This is a genomic window from Sulfolobales archaeon (assembly GCA_038897115.1).
Classification (GTDB): Archaea; Thermoproteota; Thermoprotei_A; order Sulfolobales; family AG1; genus AG1.
This window is the reverse complement of the sequence record JAWAXC010000122.1, coordinates 1-5,959: the sequence shown is the minus strand read 5'-3', so window position 1 is coordinate 5,959 and position 5,959 is coordinate 1. Positions and strand designations below refer to the sequence as shown.

Annotated in this window: 6 protein-coding genes; 4 read left to right on the top strand and 2 right to left on the bottom strand. The window is 42.4% G+C overall.

What is annotated here, in order from left to right:
• Positions 1-294 precede the first annotated feature (294 nt).
• Positions 295-579: a hypothetical protein gene (locus QXE01_11170; GenBank protein MEM4971797.1), complete on the bottom strand. Its 285-nt coding sequence runs from the start codon at positions 577-579 to the stop codon at positions 295-297.
• Positions 580-667: 88 nt separating this feature from the next.
• Complete coding sequence (locus QXE01_11165) at positions 668-1,474, bottom strand: tRNA (adenine-N1)-methyltransferase (GenBank protein ID MEM4971796.1); 807 nt, start codon at positions 1,472-1,474, stop codon at positions 668-670.
• Between the two features lie 315 nt (positions 1,475-1,789).
• On the opposite strand from QXE01_11165, the gene QXE01_11160 reads away from it, so the two are divergent.
• The 4 genes from QXE01_11160 to QXE01_11145 all read left to right on the top strand — a co-directional run.
• Positions 1,790-3,352, top strand: coding sequence for a carbon starvation CstA family protein (locus tag QXE01_11160; protein MEM4971795.1), 1,563 nt, complete (start codon positions 1,790-1,792; stop codon positions 3,350-3,352).
• 317 nt (positions 3,353-3,669) lie between these two features.
• The gene (locus QXE01_11155) at positions 3,670-3,963 is read left to right on the top strand and encodes a hypothetical protein (GenBank protein ID MEM4971794.1); all 294 of its coding nucleotides are present in this window, start codon (positions 3,670-3,672) and stop codon (positions 3,961-3,963) included.
• A gap of 4 nt (positions 3,964-3,967) precedes the next feature.
• On the top strand, positions 3,968-4,999 hold the full coding sequence (locus tag QXE01_11150; GenBank protein MEM4971793.1) for an ArsA family ATPase: 1,032 nt from the start codon (positions 3,968-3,970) through the stop codon (positions 4,997-4,999).
• Between the two features lie 2 nt (positions 5,000-5,001).
• The coding region (locus QXE01_11145; GenBank protein ID MEM4971792.1) for an ArsA family ATPase at positions 5,002-5,959 on the top strand (958 nt) is incomplete at its 3' end.

Genomic DNA, 5,959 nt, shown 5'->3' with positions numbered 1-5,959 from the left:
GGAGAAGCCTTATATATGTGCCGCAGGGCGCCGCAGCAGCCTCATAAAGTTTTTCCCATGATGATGGCAGGTATTTCTGATCGATGAGGATAGACACCAGAGCTGAGGATACTCATCATATCAATCCTACTCTATATGATAAAGAGGATTTAAAGACTGAGAAACGTGATTTATATTTAAACAGATCTAGTCTTCGAAAAGAGATTCCAGTTATAATAAGATCTTGTGTTAGCTCTTTATAGACATTAAAAATTTCTACAAAGCAAAGGAACATCTTAGGAGTAGATAATCCTGCTATCTAGATTCTATCTTCCCCTCTAATATAAGATCTCTGAGTATTTTCATGCCCTCCTTAATCGCTGTCTGGTAGTTTCTCTCAGCTGTTTCATCTATTTCTCTGATGATTCTGTTTTTCTCTTCTTCTCGATATCTCTCGAGTTGCTTCATCTCTTTCTCTAATCTACTCTCGATCTCCGATATGATCTTTTGTGCTTCTTCTTCAATCTCTCTTAAGGATTTCTCGGCGATTGATATAGCTTTTCTAGCTATTTCCTCTCTATCTTTTTCAGTCTGGCTCAATATTTCCTCAAGATCTTTCTCTAATAATGTTAACACCTCGAGGATTTTGCTAACCTTGATATTATCCCACCACTTATGGGTTAGTTGCTCAGCCTTTTAAGTGCTTCCTAGCTATTATTATATACCCTGTATGCCCTATCATCCTTGTCGAAGGTCTTATAGCCCCTTCCTTAAGATCTATTGGCCTCTCTATCAACTCCACACCCCTTATATCCCCCCATCCTCCATGGGATGTGAGGAAGCTATAGAGCTTTGAAACCTGTTCGAAGGTTGGTATGAAGAACGCAGCCTGGGATCCGGGTTTGAGTGCCTTGAATACCTCGTCAACCACCTTCCAGGGATCGCCCATATCTATGAATGCTGCATCAACGCCCTTCTCATCTACGCCTTGGGATGCGTCTCTCACCTTAACCTCTACATATTTATCCAACCCGATCCTCCTTAGATTCTCGAGAGCAGCCCTCGCTATATCCTCCCTTATCTCATACGCATATACCCTGCCATCTGGCTTTACAAGGTTAGCCATATACGCTGTCATAGCTCCAGAGCCCATACCTATCTCCAAAACCCTCTTGCCGGGGGAGATGTCTAGCATGAGCACGATATAGCCGGCATCCTTTGGATATATAACCTGTGTAGGCCTTGAAAAAGTGCTGTATATGAGATCTGTGATAGAGGGTCTATAAATACGTGCTTTAACCCCAACGCTTGTAGAGATCTCAACACCATAGCTCATACCTATAATGCTGCTAAGCTCGATAGAACCTCTATCGCTAGAGAAAACCCTCCCCCTATTAACCCTTAACACCTTCCTCCTCTTCCTATCTATATATAACAAAATCCAGGATCCCTCATCTATGATCTCGCAGGAAGCGCCCTCTGCATCACAGCCCATTCAAGCCATCCCACTTAATGTACCCTATACAGCTGAAAGCTTATTCCTCTATATTGAAGAGGGATCAGCTCTCGGAAGCGTCTGATCTCCAATCCGAAAGGATAAGCTTTCAGCTGTAGCTAAACAATAGTATATCATTCCCAAGTGTGAGATAGTTATACATGCTATATGAAACTACTATACTATTAATAAGATCTGCTGTTGCATAGCTTAACATTAGTTTTATGCTTTAGAAATACATAATACACCACCATTAAAGAAATAATAAATATTTATATATCCCCGGCGTAGAATATGTTAATGAAGGTGTATAAATTGCTAGACACACCAATGCCATATATATTAATAGGACTTATTATATATGCCATAGCATATACGGTATATTCTAGATATATAGATAGGAGGATTTGGCAGTCAGACCCCACTAGGCCAACCCCGGCTAAGCAGTACTTCGATGGAGTAGAATATTTCCCTGTAAGCAAGTATGTGCTCTTTGGCTATCAGTTTAAGAGTGTAGCAGCACTAGGACCCATAGTAGGGCCGCTCGTAGCTGTCTACTTCTATGGATGGGTTCCCGCCCTGATATGGCTTATAGTTGGTAACTTCTTCATAGGCTGGGTGCAGGATTACTCTGCTATGATGATGTCTGTGAGAAATGATGGGAGATCTATGGGGCCTATAACATATGAGCTTCTAGGCAATAGAGCTAGACAGCTATTACTGGGCTATCTAATAGCATATTTAATAATAATAACATCTGTATTCGCCTGGGTCATAACTACTGTATTCAATGGATTCCCAGGCACCTTTATACCTATTCTATTCATACTATTCACAGGAGTGATATTCGGCCATCTAGTATTCAGAATGAAGGTCGATGTGTTAATAGCAACAATAGTAGCTCTAATCCTAGTATTTCTAGGGATAGTAATTACTGTTAATATACCACAGCTAAGGGTTCCACCAACTAACTTCCTAGACGATCCCAAAGCTCTTTTAGATATAAGAACCTATGGCGCTACCCAGCCAGGAACTCTCACAGTTCTATTCTGGCTAGTTATCCTCGGGATTATATACTATATAGGTGCTGTAACCCCAATGCCTAGATTCCTATTGCCAACCGTATATGTGGGGTATCTACCCGCTATAATAGCCCTGATCCTTGTAATCATAGCTGCCCTTGCAAGCCCATGGACAGGGTTGAAGATAGTCCAGGCTCCCGTTAAAAACCTCTGGCCAACAGATGTGCTTGCAAATCCACAGACAGGCCCACTATGGCCTATACTATTTGTGACAATTGCTTGTGGAGCTATATCGGGGTGGCATAGCCTTGTATCGAGTGGTCTTACATCGAAGCAGCTTGAATTCGAAACAGATGCTAGACCCGTTGGTGGGGGTGCCATGATAACTGAGGGGATTGTTGGTTTATCCTCAGTAGCCTCTGTAATGATCCTCTCTACATATTCACCAGCAGCCCCTGCATATGTACAGGGTGCTTCTATGCTTACATCTGCTCTCACAACTATTTCTAGAGATGCGATGAACCTGTTCTACGCCATGTTTGTAGCTGTTATGGGTATGATCACGAGCATGCTGTTTGTTAGAGTGTGGAGAACCGTGTCGGCAGAGCTGTTTGAGAGAAATATCCTTGGGAATAGATGGATCTCCCCGCTGGTATTGATCCTAATAATGATATTCCTAGCATTTACTGGAAGCTGGGTTAACCTATGGCTTCTCTTTGGAGGGACAAACCAGCTGCTAGCAGGCCTAGCACTGCTACTAGTTGCAGTCTATCTGGCGAAGGTGAGGAGGCCAACATGGTATGTGATCTACCCAGGGATATTTATGGCTATAACAACTGTAGCAGCACTGATCTAGGAGGGCTATACCTATGCAGCATATCTACTAGCCAACAAACCTATTGGTGTTCAGGCAGCTGTACAAGAAAAGTTCGGGCCAGGTGTTGTTATAATATCCAACGTTATCTCGGCTGCCTTGGGTATAATTCTAGCTGCTATGGGAGCTCTCATGACATACTATCTCGTTAAAGGCTATATAAGATATAGGAGAGGGCAATAATTAGTCTATAAATATATTTTCAGCATATATTTTTTAATTAATAGCTATTTTGGTTTAAAATTTGAGCTATAGCTAAATATATATTAGACCTAACAATATATTCTTTGGCGATAATAATGAGTGATAATGTAAGTAGTACTAGTGGTAAGAAAGGTTTAAGAGGCCTCTTATCGAGACTCAATGAAGCTATATATGGAATGGCTCTCCATGGACAGGTAACAGCTATTATGAAGGAGAAGATGTATATAGAGTATCTATTCATGTTAATGACTATAGGCGATATGATGGGCATACCAATACTACCCCCATACTATACGCTGAGGCTTCTACCATATATGGTTCCAAATATCAAGGGTTGGAAGCTTAGAATGCTTAGGGAGAGGGATTTCACGGATATAGTTACTGGGTGATTATATGCCAAAGAAGGTTGGCTTCAAATATCTATTTGAGAGATCACCAGAGCTGAAGATAGCCATCTTCGCCGGAAAGGGTGGGCTGGGGAAAACCACTTCCAGCGCTGCCCTCTCCTACAAACTTGCTTCGATGGGTAAGAGGGTTCTCTGCTTCTCAACAGATCCCCAGGCCTCCCTCAGCGATATTTTTGAAAAGGATCTATTTGGGAAGGGTGAGATAGAGATAACAAAAAATCTATATGTATTGGAGATCGATGCCGATAAGAGGATAAAGGAATATGTTGAATCTATTAGGCAGAAGATAAGGGATATGTATAAGATAGAGGAGATACCAAGAGAGGTTGAAGACTACATAGAATCGGCTGTTGCAGAGCCTGCAATGTATGAATCAGCGGTCTACGATGCAATGCTTGATGTGGTATCTCAGGGTAGATATGATTTCTATGTATTCGATATGCCCCCCTTTGGCCATGGGATCAGGATGGTTGCCATGGCGGATATACTTAGTAAATGGGTTGATAAGATAACAGAGGCTAGGAGACAGGCTTACGAGTATGAGAAGATTGCTTCGAGGCTTAAGAGGGAGAAATATACTGAGAGGGAGGATCAGCTGTTAAAGGAGCTGGAGAGCATAAGGGATAGGATAGTGAGTTTCAGCAAGCTAATAACAGATCCCAGGGGAACCGCCTTCACAATGGTTCTCATACCAGAGAAAATGGCTATAGTGGATACAGAGAAGGCGCTTGAGATGTTTGAAGAGCTAGGCCTTAAAATGTCTGGTGTAGTTGTTAACCAGGTATATCCACCAGTGATTCTAAAGGATCCTAGGGCTCCTGAGTATTTGAAGAAGAAGGTTGAGGCTCAGAGGCCCTTCCTAAGAGAGATATACGAGAAATTCGGCAACCTAATACTAGCTATAATACCTATGTTTAAGAGAGAACCTAGAGGGCTGGAGATGATAGAAACCGTTGCCAACGAGCTCTGGGAATCCACAATAACCCTAGACGATCTTGAGGAGCTCTCTAGGAGGTGATCATGATCACAATTGTTAGAGGTAACCAGAAATTCATATTCGTTGGGGGCAAGGGAGGGGTAGGTAAGACTGTAATTGCATCTGCAATAGGGCTGAGCTTCGCGGAGCAGGGCTATAAGACCTTGATAGCTAGCTTCAACCCAGTGCATTCCCTCTCATCGGTGTTCGAGCAACCACTCTCTGGAGGCTCTATAACCGAGGTGAAGGGGGTTAATAATCTCTATGCTATAGAGGTGGAGATCGAGGATGTTGTGGCGAGGTATAAGGAGAGGATAACGAGGCTTATAAGGGACTTCCTTAAGTGGGCCGAGATCCCAATAGATCCTAAGGGGTTTATCGATATAGCAACTACTAATCCAGCTTTCCAAGAGGCTGCGTCGTTTGATAAAATGATGGATCTGATACTTCAGGAGGGAGAGAAATTTGATAGAATTGTATTCGATACAGCTGCTGTTGCAAATGCTATAAGGCTTATAGGGCTATCAAAGATCTATGGGCTCTGGCTCCAGAGGGTTATAAAGTCTAGGCAAGAGGCCTTATCTCTAAGAGCACAGCTGAGCTTCAGAAAAGACAAGGTTCTTGAGGAAATAAAAAGCGATCCAGTTCTCCTGGAGCTCTTACAACTCCACAGAAGATATACTAGTGTTAAGAGTGTATTAACCGATCCCTCTAAAACAAGCTTTATATTCGTAACAATACCTACGATGTTATCTATATCGGTTGTAAAGAGATTTATGGAGATGGTGAAGGCCTACGAGATACCATCAGGAGGTGTTGTGGTTAACATGCTCATACCTAGGGAAGAAGCTGAGAAGGATGCTACAGGTTTTCTCAAATCTAAGTATGAGGAGCAAGAGAGGAATCTAGAGTATATAAGAAAGCTCTTTGGAGATCAGGTGATAGGCTATATACCGTTATACCCAGAGGATGTGGTGGGGTTAGAAAGGCTTAGAAGACTTC

Excerpts from the sequence above, each read along its gene's own strand:
- QXE01_11150 (MEM4971793.1), top strand. The coding sequence starts at position 3,968 with ATGCCAAAGAAGGTTGGCTTCAAATATCTATTTGAGAGATCACCAGAG.
- QXE01_11155 (MEM4971794.1), top strand. The coding sequence starts at position 3,670 with ATGAGTGATAATGTAAGTAGTACTAGTGGTAAGAAAGGTTTAAGAGGC.
- QXE01_11165 (MEM4971796.1), bottom strand. The coding sequence starts at position 1,474 with ATGGGCTGTGATGCAGAGGGCGCTTCCTGCGAGATCATAGATGAGGGA.